This is a genomic window from Polynucleobacter sp., assembly GCF_018500155.2.
Classification (GTDB): Bacteria; Pseudomonadota; Gammaproteobacteria; order Burkholderiales; family Burkholderiaceae; genus Polynucleobacter.
Genome location: NZ_JAHBAK020000006.1, coordinates 38,170 through 52,276, shown reverse-complemented (window position 1 = coordinate 52,276; position 14,107 = coordinate 38,170). Strand labels below are relative to the sequence as shown.

Genomic DNA, 14,107 nt, shown 5'->3' with positions numbered 1-14,107 from the left:
TGATCTCAAGCGTGCAGGGCATTCTGAATTTGCTGTGTTTTCTGGTGATGATTTAACCGCGGCAATGTTAATGCTGATGGGTGGCAAGGGCAATATTTCTGTAACCGCCAATGTGGCGCCACGATTGATGCATGAACTGTGCGTTGCCGCAATGTCTGATGATGTGAAGCGCACAAGAGAAATTCAATATCAATTGATTGCTGTCCACAAAGCAATGTTCACTGAAGCCAATCCGATTCCTGTGAAGTGGGCTCTTCATGAGATGGGAAAGATTACTGCGGGTATTCGTCTACCGTTGACGCCTCTAAGCTCCGTTCTAAGAGAACCCTTGAAAGCGGCATTAAAACAGGCCAATTTATTATGATGAATGGAAATTCATTACTAGGTCGTTGCCTAGCTCTCGTTGCGCTCACGACTGCTTGTCTGGGCTTAATTTCATGTAAATCTGTGACCAGTAATGACACTGTCGATTACAAGCAATCTGGTGCAGTGCGTGGCCCGAATTTATCTTACCCACCCGATCTAATTACCGCTCAGGCCGATCGTCGCTATATCGTCCAGGATGGCACAGCAACAATGTCTGAGTACAACGCAGCCGTTAAAAAATCTGCCCAGTTGCGCAGCAATGTCATGACAGGTATTCCAGGAATGCGCATTGCAAAAGATGGCGAACGTAGATGGCTAGTTGTTGAAAAGCCTGCCTCTGAACTTTACCCTCAAGTAAAAGATTTTTGGCAAGAAAATGGCTTCCTTTTAGTGGTAGATTCACCCTCGACGGGCATCATGGAGACGGATTGGGCTGAGAATCGTGCCAAAATTGCTCAAGACTGGATTCGTAAAAACGTGCTTGGTGTTTTCTCTGACTCTATTTATGACACCGGCGAACGTGACAAATACAAAACACGTTTAGAGGTGGTTAAGCCAGGCGAGACCGAGATCTATATTACACAGCGTGGCGCCATTGAGAAGTGCGTCTCAGATAATACTGGCGCATGTATTTCGACAATTTGGACCCCTAGACCCAATGATCCAGAACTAGAAGCTGTTTTCTTGGCTCGCTTGATGGAGCGTCTAGGTATGACGCAAGAGCAGGCTAAAGCGATGGTTGCAACACCGCTTGGCCCAAAAACTCCAAAAGCTAAATTGGTTCAAGAGGGCAATAACAAGGGCTTTATCGAGCTTAGCTCTGGCTTTGATCGCTCTTGGCGTGACGTAGGTTTGGCGCTAGATCGTTCGAACTTTACAGTTGAAGATCGCAATAGATCGGAAGGCGTTTATTTCGTTCGCTATGTTAACGCGAAGGATGTAGGAGACTCTAAAGGATTCTTCTCAAATTTATTTGGCGGTAAAGATGATTCAAAAATGCAGGCCAAAAAGTATCGTGTAGTAGTCAAGACGGTTGGTGATAATTCTGTGAATGTCTTTGTTCAGGATGCAGAAGGTAAGCCAGAAAATACACCAGCAGGCATTCAGTTGTTAACGATACTGAATGATCAGCTCACTAAGTAGTGCTGCTTTGAGCCAATAAAAAAAGCCGCTTTTCAGCGGCTTTTTCTTTATAAGGAAAATTACTTCTTCGCGTCAGCAGCAGGAGCAGCAGGTGCAGCAGGAGCAGCGTCTTTAGCAGCATCTGCGGCTGGAGCAGCAGGAGCGGCAGCAGGAGCTTCAGCAGGTTTTGCTTCTTCTTTTTTGCCGCAAGCAGCTAAAGCGATTGCCAACATTGCAGCGAATACGAGTGACTTCTTCATTTGTAATTTCCTTTAAAAAAATGAAACACCAATTATTCAAAATGGTTTTAGGCAGAACCTAGGGTTAGCCCCTAAGTATTTACCTTTAATGATTATATCCATACCAAATGATCATTGCTCAAAACAAAGCCAGCCAGCCAGATAGGCATCATAGAGGCTTGATTTATCGACGCTTTTTAGTTTCTTTGGATTGAGTTGTTTTTTAGCGGCCAGCGCTTGCCATGCATCCTGAATAGCAGGATTTTGGTTTTTGCTGACATCTTCCCCATTGCAAAAAACGCGCTCTCCTAATTGCAGGATACGGGTTTGGGGATTGGGTAAGAGAATGGTTTTGGTCAACTTTTTCGCAAACGCACTTGCAGACAGTGGACATTGGGGGCCGATAAAGAATGCTTGCTGCTTTGGCTCAGAAAGATAGGCAGTAATCCCGGGTAAAAAATGATCGATCTTATTTAACTGAAGATGTTGTAGTTGGCTTTGAATTTGCTTTATCAATTCAGTCGGTATTTGCTCTGGCTGATGTGTTGCGTTTTGTTTAGGGTCCGCAAACTTTTGATCCAGCTGGGGTAAATCTTCCAGTGATTCGGCCAGACGCCATAGACCTTCTTGGAGTAATTCTTTAAAGCTGGGCGAGCGAAATCCAACAGACCATGTTTGACAGCCTGCATCTAAGGCTATGCCATCATGGGCTACGTGGGGAGGTAGATACAGCATGTCGCCAGGCTCCAAAATCCATTCCTCTTCGCAGACAAATTTTTTCAAAATTTTTAATGGCAGATCAGAACGCAAGCTTAAATCGGTTTGCCCAGAAATGCGCCATTGCCTTCTACCCGACATTTGAATAAGAAAGACATCATAAGAATCAAAGTGCGGTCCCACCCCTCCGCCAACCCCTGCAATGCTGATCATTAAATCATCTAACCTAGCATCTGGAATAAAGCGAAACCACGATAAAACGTTCGCTGCAGCAGGGTGGTGCGCCTCCATCCCTTGAAGCAATAAGGTCCAATCTGACTTTTGGATTTTTGGAATCGATTTTTTGGGAAATGGACCATGCATAAAACGCCAAGGTTTGGATTGGATGAGCCTGGATTCCACATTTTCTTGATTGGCTAAGTCAACCAATTGACTGTAAGAAATAGGGCTATCAAGCGACTCATTATTGTGGGCGCATAGAGCGAATGCTGGAATCGCGCCGCGCACTAAGAGTGGCTTCTTGTGCCAATAGCGCTTCATAAACTCAGTGGGACTCATCCCGCCAAATAGCGCCCAGGGACGCTCTAGTGGCAGTTTTTGGGGTGCCCGAGGTGGTTGATAGGGCTGGCTCAAGTAAAATTACTCCTAAATGAAATGATGAGCATCCATCAACACGAATGCTGCCTCAGTAAGCTATTTAAAACGAATGTACGACAAATTGCGCATGAAGATTGAAAAAAATACTATCGTATCTTTAAGATACAAGTTAACAGACGCTCAAAATAATATTATCGAGGAGCCTGATACGCCGATGGTATACCTGCATGGTGGTTATGAGGGCACTTTTCCAAAAATTGAGTCTTTGCTAGATGGTCAGGATGTTGGTTACGAGGCGACAATTCAGTTGGAACCAAACGAAGCCTTTGGCGAATATGATCCCGAGTTACTCAAGATTGAACCGCGTACCCGTTTTCCAGAACCATTAGAAGTTGGCATGCAGTTTGAAGGCGTGCCTGATGCCCAAGATGAATCTGAGCAACTTAGTGCTTCTGCAGATGATGAAGATGAGCCATTGATTTATACCGTCACTGATGTGGCAGACAACCAAGTTGTTCTGGACGGCAACCATCCGTTAGCCGGAATGGCATTGCGATTTTGGGTGCAGGTTGAAGACGTGAGGGCGGCGACAGACGAAGAAATCGAGAATCGTCACCCTGAGGGCGCTGAAAACTTCGCCTTTGGCATGCCTGATAGTGATGCCGACGAGGAAGACTTCCTTGAAAAGGCGCTTGGGGCAGCCCAAGCACCGCGCACTCTACATTAAGAACCTGATTACTCCTTAAGCCATTCCTTAATGGCGCCAAGATCGCGTTTGGTTTCACTCGTTACGGCATCTTGAGGGGTGTTGTTGAGTTTGGCGAGTGCTTTCTCTAATTGAGCAATTTTTGCTTCTTGCTCAATCGTTGCATCAATCAAACCTTTGAGCGCCATCGATACAGGATCATCAACGTTAGGCGTAACGCCATATGCAGAAAAATATTCTTTTGTTTTGCTGTCGGCGCTTTGCGGCAAGTCGGGATGCAAAATTCGTGCAGGTATGCCAACTGCAGTGGCACCCGGTGGAATTTCTTTTAGGACAACCGCATTAGATCCAACCCGCGCGCCATCGCCAACTGTAAATCCGCCGAGCACTTTGGCGCCAGCGCTGACAACAACACCTTTACCTAACGTTGGGTGGCGCTTAACACCCTTATAAAGAGAAGTGCCTCCCAAGGTTACACCTTGGTAGATGGTGCAATCGTCACCAATCTCCGTTGTTTCGCCAATCACAATACCAAGACCATGATCTAAAAATACTCTGCGGCCAATTTTTGCGCCAGGATGAATTTCAATTCCAGTGATAAAACGTGCAACCATCGACAGCAGGCGCGCTATCCACTTCAGTCCCAAATTCCACAAAAAATGGGAGATGCGATGCAACCATACTGCGTGCAAGCCTTGATAGCAGGTGATCACCTCGAGGCGATTTCTTGCGGCTGGGTCGCGCACAATGATGGAGTCAACTTGGTCAAATAGGGAATTAAACATAACTAGATTCTAACGGGGCTAGCTTATTTTCTCAGGATCATCTGTTTAGCAATACCCCTGAGTAGATCAATTTCCTCCTTGCGAAGGCGACTGCGAGTAAACAGCGCCTCTAGCCGTGGCATGAGTTTTTTAGGGTTGGCTGGGTCTAGGTAGCCAATGGCCTCAAGACCGTCCTTCCAGTGGGCCAGCATGGCGGCAACTGCTGCAGGGTCTGCGAGGGCAGATACATCAAGGGGATCGTCAAAATCTGGCGAAACACCCTCAAGCAGAGTTTCTCTGAGGGTAAAGGCACACACCATGATGGCTTGGGCAAGATTGATAGAGGGGTATTCTGGGTTGGCATCCAACCATACTCGATGGGTGCAAAGTGACAAATGCTGGTTCTCAAGACCGGTTCTCTCAGGCCCAAATACGAGTGCAACTTGTCCTTGATGCCCGATAGTGTTGGCAATGAGTTTGCGGGCATCTTGCCAGTCCATGGCAGGCGGACCAAACTCTCTATCGCGACTACTTAAACCCATTACAAGCGCGCAATCTTGTATCGTGGCTTGAAGAGAATCAGATTCGATAGAGGAATCCAAAACGTCAGAGGCGCCACTGGCAAGGGAGAGAGCCTCTGGCTGTTGTGCGATCCCATCAATTTTTGGACTTACCAAACGTAGGTCTTGAAAGCCCATCGTTTTTAGGGCTCGGGCTGCAGAACCCACATTACCGGGGTGGCTGGTCTCTACGAGAACCCAGCGCAATAAATGGGCATGGTCGATATTCATGAGGTTCTGATAGGCTGTTTGATGAGAATAGGCGCAAATCGTTTAGAATCAGTGTATTAGCTTGATATTGTCATGCAAATCATTGCGTTTGCACCATTTTCAGGTTTGTTCTTATTTAATTTGTCCATCAAAACTATGCATCCCATGTTAAATGTGGCCGTGAAGGCTGCCCGTCGTGCTGGAACGGTGATAAACCGCGCTTCTTTGAATTTGGAGCGTCTTCAGATAGATCGTAAACAGCACAATGATTTTGTGACAGAGGTGGACAAAGCCGCAGAAGCGGCCATTATTGAAACGCTTAGTGAAGCTTATCCTACACACGGATTTTTAGCTGAGGAAACTGGCGAACATAATTCCAATGCTGAAAATGTATGGATCATTGACCCGTTAGACGGCACCACCAACTTCATTCATGGATTTCCGCAGTATGCAGTTTCCATTGCATTATCTGTCAATGGAGTGACTCAACAGGCAGTAGTGTATGACCCAACGCGCGATGAATTATTTACAGCTACGCGTGGAGCGGGCGCATATTTAGATCGTCGGCGTTTACGCGTAGGCAATCAGGATCGTTTAGCAAATGCTTTGATAGGCACAGGTTTTCCATATCGTGAAGATCAAGATTTAGAAAAGTATCTCAAGATTTTTGCAGACATGTCGCGCCAGTGTGCTGGACTGCGTCGTCCTGGAGCGGCATCTTTAGATCTGGCCTATGTTGCAGCTGGGCGCTACGATGGATTTTTTGAAAGCGATTTAAAGCCCTGGGATATGGCTGCTGGAGCCTTACTCATCACTGAGGCGGGTGGTTTGATCGGTACCTATCGTGGCGAGGAAGGCTTCTTAAAAAGTGGTGAGGTAATGGCCGGTAATCCTCGCATCTATGCGCAGATGGTGCAGTGCCTTTCTAAGTACTCAGCAACGTAAACCTCTAAAAACTTCTCAAGTTTTCACAAGATTAAGCGCTTGTACTCCTTGATCGTTAATCAAGAGTGCATTTGCTCTTGGGTGGGATCCTGCCGGTCGATCTAAGTCCCAGTCAGATAAAACCCAACGTTGCCAAGATAGCGTATCCGATTTTTCATGGTGATGCCCAGGGAGATGGGTGTGACCATGAATGAGTCGATTGCATTCGTGTGTTCGGAGGATGGCAGCACATGCTTCTTGAGTGACATCTGTCTTGGATGGCTGCTGAGATGATAAGGTTCTTAAGTGACGCTCATATTGAGCATGGCTATTGCTGCGTAGATGATTGGCAATTAATCTGCGCCATGTCAATGGCAGGTTGAGAAAGAGTTTTTGTAACCACGATTTTCTTGTCCAGCGACGAAAAGCTTGATATCCCATATCGGCAGTACAAAGAGCATCGCCATGGGAGAGGAGATATTGCTGACCAGCGATATCCACCAAAGAAGGGTCAGATATCAGTGTTAAACCTGTCTTCTTGATAAAGCTCGGTCCAACCAAAAAATCACGATTGCCGTGCATGTAATAGGTTTTCGTCTTGGTGGATAAATTGGCAATTGCGTTTTTAACTTCCCTAAGGAATGGGGAGGATGAAGCGGCATCATCCCCAATCCAATACTCAAATAGATCCCCCAATATAAAGACCGCCTCAACTTGTGCGGCATCTTTTTCGCAGAAGTCAAAAAAACGCTGCGCCGTCAAAGGCATTGACGGCGTCAAATGTAAGTCTGAGATGAGCAGGGCGCTCTTGTGCTGAGGAATCATTCCTCTAGAACAGTGGCTTTCTCAATGACGACATCTTCCGTTGGAACATCCTGATGAAAACCAGCGTTACCAGTCTTCACTTTGCGAATTGCGTCAACCACGTCCATGCCATCAGTGACTTTGCCAAAAACAGCATAGCCCCAACCTTGCGCATTAGGTGCAGTGTGATTTAAAAAGTCATTGTCATTGACATTGATAAAAAATTGAGCGGTTGCGGAATGTGGGTCGCTAGTGCGTGCCATAGCAATCGTGCCGCGTTCATTTTTCAGTCCATTGTTCGCTTCATTTTCAATTTGCGCGCCCGTGGACTTTTGCTTCATCCCGGCAGTCATACCGCCACCTTGAATCATGAAGTTATCGATCACACGGTGAAAGATAGTGCCATCGTAATGTCCACTTTTTACATATTGCAAAAAGTTAGCCACACTCTTGGGTGCTTTTACAGCATCGAGAGTGAGGGTGATGTCGCCTTTATTGGTTTTTAATAGTACTTTGCTCATTGCTTTGTTTGCCTTCTAGTGGATTAGTTAAGTTGACAGGAGTTTCACTGTTGGTTGTGGGTTTGGATGGCGGCAACACCCTTTTTGGGGGTGGTTTAAGAACATCCAATAATGCCTTGGCTCTATTGGTATATTGGCGCTGATTTGTGAGAGCCCCTTTAGCGGCACTCTCATACGCCTGCGCTCCGAGGCGAATATAAATTTCCCCTAAATTGGCCGACGCAATGACATAGGTTGGGCGAAGTTTTAATGCGAGCTCTAAATAATCGCGAGCCTCAATCCAATTACCTTGATTTGCTGCGATAGCCGCTAAATTGTTGTACGGCTCAGGTAGCTCTGGAAATTGCTGAGTAATTTCAATCAAGGATTTTTTTGCCTCACCAAATTGGCGCATTTCGATTTCAAGGCGCGCTTTTACAAATCGAATTTGAACGTTTCTTGGGGTCGCCTTAATCTTAGTGTTAATTAAATTGACTGCATCTTGATATTGGCGCGCTTTAATTAACCTTTCTACATCCGTAGGCACTGCATTTTTAGCTATTGGATCAGGCTCGATGATCAAAAAGGAGAGAAAGGGAATGGCAACTGTGTCAGAGAGTTCAGGATTGAGTGGGTCATATCCACTATCTGCTGAGAGTCTAGGTGGCTCGCTTGGGCTGTATCCACCAAGATAGGGCTCCAATTTAGTATCTTGCTTATTTAATGCGGCCATTTCAGCCACAGTACGTTGCTGTGCGGAGCTGCTACAACCGCTCAGGAATCCCGCACCAGCTGCAATAACAAAGAGGCTGGCTAGTGAGGGCTTAAGTGCTTTTATGGACGCAAACATAAGGGTGGGGGTGAAAAACTGGCTCATTCGATATACTCATCGCTCAGTCTAACAAATTAGTGCTTCTTTCTTCGTATTTATATAGTCTCATGCTGCAAATCTATAACACTCTGAGCCGATCCAAGCAGGTTTTTAAGCCAATTGAGCCTGGCAAGGTCAAGATTTACGTCTGTGGCATGACAGTTTACGACTTTTGTCATATCGGCCACGCCCGGGTGATGATTGTATTTGACATGGTGGTGCGGTGGTTCAGGGCCATCGGCTATGAGGTTCTTTATGTGCGCAATATTACGGATATTGATGACAAAATCATTAACCGCGCACTGGAAAATGGTGAGTCTATCTCTGCTCTGACCAATCGATTTATTGATGCAATGCACGCTGACTCTGATGAGTTAGGTTTAATGCACCCTGATCAAGAACCGAGAGCGACGGATTTTATTGTGCAAATGCAAGGGATGATTGGTAACCTCATTGAGAATGGGTTGGCATATCAGGCGGATGATGGCGATGTCAATTTCGCGGTTCGTTTATTACCGCGCTATGGTCAACTTTCTGGCAAAACACTCGATGAGCTCAATGCTGGAGAACGCGTTGCGATCGGCAGTGGCAAACGTGATCCACTCGATTTTGTACTATGGAAAAGTGCCAAGCCAGAAGAGCCGGCAGACACTCGGTGGAATTCACCATGGGGTGAAGGTCGACCTGGTTGGCATATTGAGTGCTCTGCAATGTCTTGCGATCTCTTGGGTAAACACTTTGATATACATGGTGGGGGTGCGGATCTGCAATTTCCCCATCATGAGAATGAAATCGCGCAAAGTGAAGGCGCCTTATATGGTCAAGGTCGCAAAGATGATGATGCCCCGTTCGTCAACTACTGGATGCATAACGGACACATTCGCGTCAATGAAGAGAAGATGTCCAAATCCCTTGGAAATTTCTTTTTGATTCGGGATGTATTGCAACGCTTTGACCCTGAGGTTTTACGATTTTTCATGCTGAAGGCACACTATCGCAGCCCCATTAACTACAGTGATGCGCAGCTTGAAGAGGCGCGTGCTGGATTAGTAAGACTTTACACCGCACTATCACAAGCGCCTGGTGCGCCTACCGTATCTCTTGAATCAAAAAGCGAGTGGGTGAAACGCTTCACGGACGCGATGAATGATGATTTCAATACACCAGAAGCGATCGCGGTGCTTTTTGAGTTGGCTAGCGAGGTCAATCGCGCACAAGATGGGGAAAAAATCGCTTTAGCAGGCGCCCTGAAGTCATTAGCAAACTCTTTGAATTTTTTGGTGCGCGAGCCGATCGCGTTCTTACAATCCGGATCAAAAGATGAGGCCTCCTTGAGCGCTGCGGAGATTGAAGAGCAAATTGCTGCACGAAAAGCTGCAAAACAAGCAAAAGATTTTGTAAAGGCTGATGCCATTCGCCAAAATTTGCTTGATCAAGGTGTCGTCCTGGAGGACAAGTCGGGCGGCATTACAGAGTGGCGTAGAGCATAGTGCCGACGGTTCTAGAAAAAACTCTGCTTGTCGAGTCTGCGCCTATCTATTGGGAACAGGCATGCCGCGAACTGATGAAGCAAGATCGTATTTTAAAAAAACTGATACCAAAATATGGATCTGGTTTTTTAGTCACCCGTGGTGATGCATTCACAACTTTAGCCAGAGCAATTGTTGGTCAGCAAATTTCTGTTGCCGCAGCACAAGCGGTTTGGGATAGGGTTCTCATCGCCAGCAAGAAAAAGATCAATCCCAAAAACATATTGTCACTCTCAAGTGAAGAATTAAGGGGTGCTGGGTTATCGGGACGCAAAGTGGAATATATCCGTGATTTAGCGGATCACTTTCATTCAGGACGCTTACATGCCAATCAATGGCAAGACATGGATGACGAAAGCGTGATCCGGGAATTGAGCTCAATTCGAGGAATTGGGCGCTGGACGGCGGAAATGTTCCTTATATTTAACCTAGTTCGTCCGAATATCCTCCCCTTGGATGACGTAGGCCTTCTCAAGGCTATTTCCCTCAATTATTTCAGTGGAGAGCCGGTTAGCAGGCATGAAGCAAGGGAATTGGCAGCCAATTGGGCCCCATGGCGCACGGTTGCCACTTGGTATATGTGGAGAAGTATCGACCCTATCCCGGTTGAATATTAAAATCAGACTATGAAAACGACTTTCCTGGATTTTGAGCAACAGATCGCCGAATTAGAGTCAAAGATTGAAGAGTTGCGTTTTGTGCAAGACGAATCATCGGTAGATATCTCCGATGAGATCAAGACGCTTTCTGAAAAGAGTCTGCAGCTGACAAAAGATGTTTATGCTAATTTGACTCCATGGCAAGTATCTCAAGTTGCTCGTCACCCACAGCGTCCATACACATTAGATTATGTGAGTGCTTTATTTACAGACTTTCATGAGTTGCATGGCGATCGTTCGTTCGCTGATGATCAATCCATCATTGGTGGTCTAGCACGTTTTGATAATCAACCATGTATGGTCATTGGTCATCAAAAGGGTCGCGATACTAAGGAGCGAGCATTACGTAACTTTGGTATGAGTCGTCCGGAAGGGTATCGCAAAGCAATGCGTCTGATGCGCCTTGCAGAAAAGTTTGGATTACCAGTGTTTACTTTTGTGGATACTCCAGGTGCTTTTCCAGGAATTGATGCTGAAGAGAGAAACCAATCTGAAGCCATTGGTCGCAACCTTTACGTTCAAGCTGAGCTTGAAGTTCCCATCATCGCAACGATTATTGGAGAAGGTGGATCAGGCGGAGCGCTAGCTATCGCTATGGGTGACGTGGTCTTGATGCTGCAAAACTCCACCTATTCAGTGATTTCCCCTGAGGGTTGCGCATCTATTTTATGGAAAACTGCAGATAAGGCTCCAGAAGCTGCGGAACAATTGGGGCTAACAGCGCAACGTTTAAAAGCCTTGGGCTTAATTGACAAAATTGTTGCTGAGCCGATTGGTGGTGCGCACCGAGATTATGACGCCATGATGGTGAACATGCGTAAAGCGCTTGCTGAATCTCTTAAAACCTTTGATGGCATGAAAACTGAAGCTTTGCTTGAGCGTCGTCATGAACGTCTAATGAGTTATGGCAAGTTCAAGGAAATCTCAGCAAAGTCCTGATTTTAGAAAACGAATTGCAGTTGCCTTAAGTGGTGGCCTCGATTCGGTTGTTCTGCTCGATACTGTTTGTAAAGCGGTAAAACAACATTCTCAGTCCGAAGTTTTTGTTTTTCACATTCATCATGGTCTACAAAAGGCGGCAGATGAATGGCTTGTTTTTTGTGAGAAGCTTGCCAAACACTATCAAGTGCCATTTGATTTTCGTTTGCTGCATCTAGATCAAAGTCAGGGCAATATTGAAGCGAGAGCAAGAGCGGGGCGCTATGAGGCATTAGCAAATCTGTGCGAGGACTATGGCATAGAAGATTTGTTACTCGCACACCATCAAAACGATCAGGCGGAAACAGTTTTATTGCAATTGATGCGTGGCGCAGGTGTTGCTGGTCTTTCTGGGATGCCCGAACTTCGTTATATAGCTGGAAAGTCCAAGCCAATGACGATTTGGCGACCATTACTTCATCAAAGTAGGGCAGAGCTAGAGGCGTATGCCAAAGAGCATCGTCTTCAATGGATGGAAGATCCGAGTAATCGTAATCGAAAATATCGTCGCAATGCCATTCGTAAAGACATTATTCCGAAGCTGGAAAAAATTCAGCCGCAGGTAGTAGCAAATATTGCTCGCAGCGCAAGCTTATTAAGTGAGGCACAAGGATTGCTAGATCGTTTGGCGCTTGAGGATGGTAAAGATATTCTGCAGCAAGCCTCTTTAAAGGTGAAGCCATTGCTGGCTAAAGCAAAATCTGACATGCCGGCCGCAAATAATATTTTGCGATATTGGTTAAAGCAAAATCATTTAGCTATGCCATCGCAAGAGCGGCTGGAAGCTTGGTGGCGCGACCTTCATTCTGCTGGCGCGGATACTCAACTCCAGTGGGTCCATGACGAACAAGAAATTCGCATGTGGCGTGGTCAATTGCATATCATTCCAGAGGCCGCAGGTCGATGGGTTTTTAAAACCATTAAAGCAACTAGTAAGCAGCCGGGTTTGCCGACTGCCTGGGTGAAAGCGGCCGAACGTGATGGGGTCATAGAATTCAGGGCAAGATCTGGGTCAGAAAAATTGCAGATTAGGCCCAATACACCGCGTAAAACCCTTAAAAATCTCTTTCAAGAAGCGGATATCCCCCCATGGCAGAGAAATGCACCATTACTGTTTATTGAGAACCAACTCGTGGCAGTGGCTGGGATTGGCGTCAGTTACCCGCATCTCGTACAGCAGGGGGCCAGAGTCTGGCCTGAGTGGGTGCAAAACCCTGTAAAATAAGCCCTTTTTAGACCAATGGGTATAGCCCATTTAACGACTCATAGACAGTTTTCATGGCACTTATCGTTCATAAATATGGTGGCACCTCAATGGGCTCAGTTGAGCGCATTGCAAATGTTGCCAAACGCGTTGCCAAGTGGATGCGCGCCGGCCATCAGGTTGTCGTTGTTCCCTCGGCAATGTCTGGTGAAACCAATCGTTTGCTAGGATTGGCTAAAGAAATTAATCCAGATGCCCATCCACGCGAGTTGGATCAAATCGCATCTACTGGGGAGCAGGTCAGCTCAGGTTTGCTAGCATTGGCGCTCATGCGAGAAGGTATTGATGCAGTGAGTTACGCCGGTTGGCAAGTTACTGTCCATACTGATTCTTCATTTACGAAAGCTCGCATCAAGAGCATTGATGATCAAAAGATCTTGAATGATTTGAAGAATGGACGCGCTGTCGTAGTGACTGGTTTCCAGGGTGTTGATCCTGAGGGCAACATCACGACTTTAGGTCGCGGCGGTTCTGATACCTCTGCTGTAGCAATGGCTGCTGCCCTAAAAGCAGATGAGTGTTTGATCTATACCGATGTGGATGGTGTTTACACCACCGATCCGCGTGTGTGTGAAGATGCGCGTCGTTTAGACAAAATTACTTTTGAAGAGATGCTGGAAATGGCCAGCTTAGGCTCAAAAGTATTGCAGATCCGTTCTGTGGAATTTGCAGGTAAGTACAAAGTTAAAACCCGTGTTCTGTCATCACTGACAGATCCATTGATGCCCTTAGACCAAGAGATGAAGTCGGGCACCTTGATTACATTTGAAGAGGACAGCACTATGGAAGCCGCCGTTATTTCCGGTATCGCCTTTGCGCGCGATGAAGCGAAGATTACCGTACTCGGAGTTCCTGATCGCCCAGGTATTGCATATCAAATCCTAGGTCCAATCGCTGATGCGAATATTGATGTAGACATCATTATTCAGAATCAATCAGTAGAAGGTAAAACGGATTTCACATTTACTGTACCGCGCGCTGATTATCAAAAAGCTTTGGACATTCTTAAAGGCACTGTGCAAGCACATATCGAAGCGAAAGAAATCTCTGGTGATCCGAAGGTATCCAAAGTTTCTGTTGTCGGTGTTGGTATGCGTTCGCACGTTGGGATAGCTAGCAAGATGTTCCGCACACTTTCAGAAGAGGGCATTAACATCCTGATGATTTCCACTAGTGAAATTAAAATCTCAGTGGTCATTGATGAGAAATATATGGAGCTCGCAGTGAGGGCTCTTCACAAGGCTTTTGAGCTCGACCAAAAGTAAATAGAAAGCAGGGTAAAGCCCCTTAAAAACGG

Annotated in this window: 16 protein-coding genes; 9 read left to right on the top strand and 7 right to left on the bottom strand. The window is 46.2% G+C overall.

Translation table 11 applies throughout. The annotated features are described in order from the left end of the window. A partial coding sequence (locus KIH43_RS00645; protein WP_297716703.1) for a dihydrodipicolinate synthase family protein occupies positions 1-364 on the top strand: 364 nt, incomplete at its 5' end. Continuing rightward, complete coding sequence (bamC, locus tag KIH43_RS00640; RefSeq protein ID WP_296968991.1) at positions 361-1,509, top strand: outer membrane protein assembly factor BamC; 1,149 nt, start codon at positions 361-363, stop codon at positions 1,507-1,509. The genes KIH43_RS00645 and bamC, both read left to right, overlap by 4 nt. Before the next feature lie 59 nt (positions 1,510-1,568). On the opposite strand, the gene KIH43_RS00635 is transcribed toward bamC, so the two are convergent. After that, positions 1,569-1,748 (bottom strand): hypothetical protein, encoded by a 180-nt coding sequence (locus tag KIH43_RS00635; protein ID WP_296968989.1) that lies wholly within the window; start codon positions 1,746-1,748, stop codon positions 1,569-1,571. Between the two features lie 111 nt (positions 1,749-1,859). Continuing rightward, complete coding sequence (locus tag KIH43_RS00630) at positions 1,860-3,077, bottom strand: cupin domain-containing protein (protein WP_297716701.1); 1,218 nt, start codon at positions 3,075-3,077, stop codon at positions 1,860-1,862. A gap of 91 nt (positions 3,078-3,168) precedes the next feature. Here KIH43_RS00630 and KIH43_RS00625 point away from each other — a divergent pair, with 91 nt between their 5' ends. Next, positions 3,169-3,768 (top strand): peptidylprolyl isomerase, encoded by a 600-nt coding sequence (locus KIH43_RS00625; RefSeq protein ID WP_297716699.1) that lies wholly within the window; start codon positions 3,169-3,171, stop codon positions 3,766-3,768. 8 nt (positions 3,769-3,776) lie between these two features. On the opposite strand, the gene cysE is transcribed toward KIH43_RS00625, so the two are convergent. Both cysE and KIH43_RS00615 read right to left on the bottom strand, forming a co-directional pair. Next, entirely contained in the window at positions 3,777-4,532 is a 756-nt protein-coding gene (gene cysE, locus KIH43_RS00620; RefSeq protein ID WP_297716697.1) for a serine O-acetyltransferase, read from the bottom strand. A 23-nt stretch (positions 4,533-4,555) separates the two neighbouring features. After that, entirely contained in the window at positions 4,556-5,302 is a 747-nt protein-coding gene (locus KIH43_RS00615) for an RNA methyltransferase (RefSeq protein WP_297716695.1), read from the bottom strand. A gap of 135 nt (positions 5,303-5,437) precedes the next feature. On the opposite strand from KIH43_RS00615, the gene KIH43_RS00610 reads away from it, so the two are divergent. After that, on the top strand, positions 5,438-6,226 hold the full coding sequence (locus KIH43_RS00610; RefSeq protein WP_296969036.1) for an inositol monophosphatase family protein: 789 nt from the start codon (positions 5,438-5,440) through the stop codon (positions 6,224-6,226). 15 nt (positions 6,227-6,241) lie between these two features. On the opposite strand, the gene KIH43_RS00605 is transcribed toward KIH43_RS00610, so the two are convergent. From KIH43_RS00605 to KIH43_RS00595, 3 genes are read right to left on the bottom strand one after another with little or no spacing between them, the layout of a single operon-like run. Then, entirely contained in the window at positions 6,242-7,030 is a 789-nt protein-coding gene (locus KIH43_RS00605; RefSeq protein WP_297716693.1) for a UDP-2,3-diacylglucosamine diphosphatase, read from the bottom strand. After that, positions 7,027-7,530 carry a peptidylprolyl isomerase gene (locus tag KIH43_RS00600; protein ID WP_296968979.1) on the bottom strand — a complete coding sequence of 168 codons (504 nt, stop codon included), beginning with the start codon at positions 7,528-7,530 and terminating at the stop codon, positions 7,027-7,029. The genes KIH43_RS00605 and KIH43_RS00600 overlap by 4 nt, the downstream gene beginning before the upstream one ends. Then, a complete protein-coding gene (locus KIH43_RS00595; RefSeq protein ID WP_297716691.1) occupies positions 7,502-8,359 on the bottom strand; it encodes a tetratricopeptide repeat protein in 858 nt (285 codons plus the stop codon). The genes KIH43_RS00600 and KIH43_RS00595 overlap by 29 nt, the downstream gene beginning before the upstream one ends. A gap of 89 nt (positions 8,360-8,448) precedes the next feature. On the opposite strand from KIH43_RS00595, the gene cysS reads away from it, so the two are divergent. From cysS to KIH43_RS00570, 5 genes are read left to right on the top strand one after another with little or no spacing between them, the layout of a single operon-like run. Next, positions 8,449-9,870, top strand: coding sequence for a cysteine--tRNA ligase (gene cysS, locus KIH43_RS00590; protein WP_297716689.1), 1,422 nt, complete (start codon positions 8,449-8,451; stop codon positions 9,868-9,870). Further along, complete coding sequence (locus tag KIH43_RS00585) at positions 9,867-10,526, top strand: DNA-3-methyladenine glycosylase (RefSeq protein ID WP_297716711.1); 660 nt, start codon at positions 9,867-9,869, stop codon at positions 10,524-10,526. Before cysS ends, KIH43_RS00585 begins: the two co-directional genes overlap by 4 nt. A 9-nt stretch (positions 10,527-10,535) precedes the next feature. After that, complete coding sequence (locus tag KIH43_RS00580) at positions 10,536-11,507, top strand: acetyl-CoA carboxylase carboxyltransferase subunit alpha (protein WP_296968971.1); 972 nt, start codon at positions 10,536-10,538, stop codon at positions 11,505-11,507. Then, complete coding sequence (gene tilS, locus KIH43_RS00575) at positions 11,473-12,771, top strand: tRNA lysidine(34) synthetase TilS (RefSeq protein ID WP_297716687.1); 1,299 nt, start codon at positions 11,473-11,475, stop codon at positions 12,769-12,771. Before KIH43_RS00580 ends, tilS begins: the two co-directional genes overlap by 35 nt. Before the next feature lie 53 nt (positions 12,772-12,824). Next, on the top strand, positions 12,825-14,075 hold the full coding sequence (locus KIH43_RS00570; protein WP_296968967.1) for an aspartate kinase: 1,251 nt from the start codon (positions 12,825-12,827) through the stop codon (positions 14,073-14,075). Positions 14,076-14,107: the final 32 nt, after the last annotated feature.

Bases quoted from the DNA above. Each gene is read 5' to 3' on its own strand.
- bamC (WP_296968991.1), top strand. From the start codon at position 361: ATGATGAATGGAAATTCATTACTAGGTCGTTGCCTAGCTCTCGTTGCG.
- KIH43_RS00635 (WP_296968989.1), bottom strand. From the start codon at position 1,748: ATGAAGAAGTCACTCGTATTCGCTGCAATGTTGGCAATCGCTTTAGCT.
- KIH43_RS00625 (WP_297716699.1), top strand. From the start codon at position 3,169: ATGAAGATTGAAAAAAATACTATCGTATCTTTAAGATACAAGTTAACA.
- cysE (WP_297716697.1), bottom strand. From the start codon at position 4,532: ATGTTTAATTCCCTATTTGACCAAGTTGACTCCATCATTGTGCGCGAC.
- KIH43_RS00615 (WP_297716695.1), bottom strand. From the start codon at position 5,302: ATGAATATCGACCATGCCCATTTATTGCGCTGGGTTCTCGTAGAGACC.
- KIH43_RS00610 (WP_296969036.1), top strand. From the start codon at position 5,438: ATGCATCCCATGTTAAATGTGGCCGTGAAGGCTGCCCGTCGTGCTGGA.
- KIH43_RS00605 (WP_297716693.1), bottom strand. From the start codon at position 7,030: ATGATTCCTCAGCACAAGAGCGCCCTGCTCATCTCAGACTTACATTTG.
- KIH43_RS00600 (WP_296968979.1), bottom strand. From the start codon at position 7,530: ATGAGCAAAGTACTATTAAAAACCAATAAAGGCGACATCACCCTCACT.
- KIH43_RS00595 (WP_297716691.1), bottom strand. From the start codon at position 8,359: ATGTTTGCGTCCATAAAAGCACTTAAGCCCTCACTAGCCAGCCTCTTT.
- cysS (WP_297716689.1), top strand. From the start codon at position 8,449: ATGCTGCAAATCTATAACACTCTGAGCCGATCCAAGCAGGTTTTTAAG.
- KIH43_RS00580 (WP_296968971.1), top strand. From the start codon at position 10,536: ATGAAAACGACTTTCCTGGATTTTGAGCAACAGATCGCCGAATTAGAG.
- tilS (WP_297716687.1), top strand. From the start codon at position 11,473: ATGGCAAGTTCAAGGAAATCTCAGCAAAGTCCTGATTTTAGAAAACGA.
- KIH43_RS00570 (WP_296968967.1), top strand. From the start codon at position 12,825: ATGGCACTTATCGTTCATAAATATGGTGGCACCTCAATGGGCTCAGTT.